Genomic DNA, 1,727 nt, shown 5'->3' with positions numbered 1-1,727 from the left:
GCCTGACGGTGGACTGGGAGGCGTTCTTCGCCGGCACCGGTGCGGCGCGCGTGGAGCTTCCCACGTACGCCTTCCAGCGTCGGCGCTACTGGCTGGAGGCCCCGGTCGGCGCCGCCGGCGACGTGGCCTCGGCCGGGCTGGGATCTGCGGACCACCCGCTGCTGGGCGCGGCGGTGGACCTGCCCGACTCCGAGGGCTGCCTGTTCACCGGACGCCTCTCGCTGCGCACCCACCCGTGGCTGGCGGACCACGCCGTCATGGACACGGTGCTGCTGCCCGGCAGCGCGCTGGTGGAGCTGGCCGTACGGGCCGGCGACCAGGTCGACTGCGATCTGCTGGAGGAGCTGACGCTGGAGGCGCCGCTGATCCTGCCGGAGCGCGGCGGGGTCCAGCTGCGGGTCACCGTCGGCGAGCCCGACGGGGCCGCCGACCGGCGCGCGCTGAACATCTACTCCCGGCCCGAGGAGGCCGCCGACGAGCCGTGGACCCGGCACGCGGTCGGCACCCTCGCGGTCGCCGGCACCGCCGCCCCCGCGGCCGGACCGGGGGAGTGGCCCCCGGCCGGAGCCGAAGCGGTCGAGACCGACGGTTTCTACGACGCCTTCGCCGCCCTCGGCCTCGGCTACGGGCCCGTGTTCCAGGGGCTGCGAGCTGCCTGGCTGCGCGGCGACGAGGTGTTCGCCGAGGTCGCGCTCGGCGAGGCGCAGCAGGGTGACGCCCGTGCGTACGGTCTGCACCCGGCGCTGCTGGATGCCGCGCTGCACGCGGTGGGCCTGGGCGGCTTCTTCGACGCTGAGGAGAATGCCGGGCAGGCCCGGCTGCCGTTCGTGTGGGACGGAGTGCGGCTGCACGCCGCCGGAGCGGCGGCGCTGCGGGTGCGGGTGTCCCCGGCCGGACCGGGGGCGGTGGCGCTGGCAGTGACCGACGAGAGCGGCGCGCCGGTCGTGTCGGTCGACTCGCTCGCGCTCCGCCCGCTCGACGCCGACCAGTTCAAGGCCGCCCACGCCGGGAACCACGAATCGCTGTTCCGTCTCGACTGGGCCGTGTTGCCCGCACCGGCCGCGATGGCGGCCGAGGACGCCGGTTCGTACGCGGTCCTCGGCTGCGGCGACCTGAAGGCGGCGGCCGTGCTGGAAGCCATGGGCGTCGACACCGAGGCGTACGCGGACCTGTCCGCACTCGCCGCGGCGGTCGACGCGGACGGGGTGGCCCCGGATGTGGTGCTGCTGCCGTGCCTGACCGACCTGGCCACTACCGGGGACATCGCGGCCGCGGCGCACGCCGTCACCGGCCGGGTACTGGCCCTGGTGCGGCAGTGGATCACCGACGAGCGGTTCGCTGACTCCCGGCTGGCGCTGCTGACCCGCGGTGCCGTGGCCGTGGGCGATGCCGAGTCGGTCGACGACCTGACGCACTCCGCAGCATGGGGTCTGGTGCGATCCGCGCAGGCCGAGCACCCGGGCCGGTTCGTCCTCGTCGACGTCGATGCCGACGGAGCGGACGATACCGACGCGCTGCAGCAACTGCCCGCGGCGCTGGCGACGGACGAGCCGCAGCTCGCCGTGCGTGCCGGTGCCTGGCACGCACCCCGGCTCGCACGGGTGGCCGCCCTGGCCGAGGAGACCGTGCCTGCCTTCGATCCGGCGGGGACGGTGCTGGTCACGGGGGCGAGTGGCACGCTGGGTGGTTTGTTCGCACGGCATTTGGTGGTTGAGCGTGGTGTGCGT

At 75.2% G+C, this 1,727-nt stretch carries 1 protein-coding gene; it reads left to right on the top strand.

What is annotated here, in order from left to right; genetic code table 11:
* Nucleotides 1-1,727, top strand: a 1,727-nt coding sequence (locus ABTZ94_RS37440) for a SpnB-like Rossmann fold domain-containing protein (protein ID WP_351207913.1), incomplete at both ends; no start/stop codon positions are given.

The sequence above is a fragment of the Streptomyces sp. NPDC002785 genome, from assembly GCF_040295565.1.
GTDB lineage: Bacteria > Actinomycetota > Actinomycetes > Streptomycetales > Streptomycetaceae > Streptomyces.
Note: the sequence above shows the minus strand (reverse complement) of the source record. Positions and strands in the feature narration are given on the sequence as shown.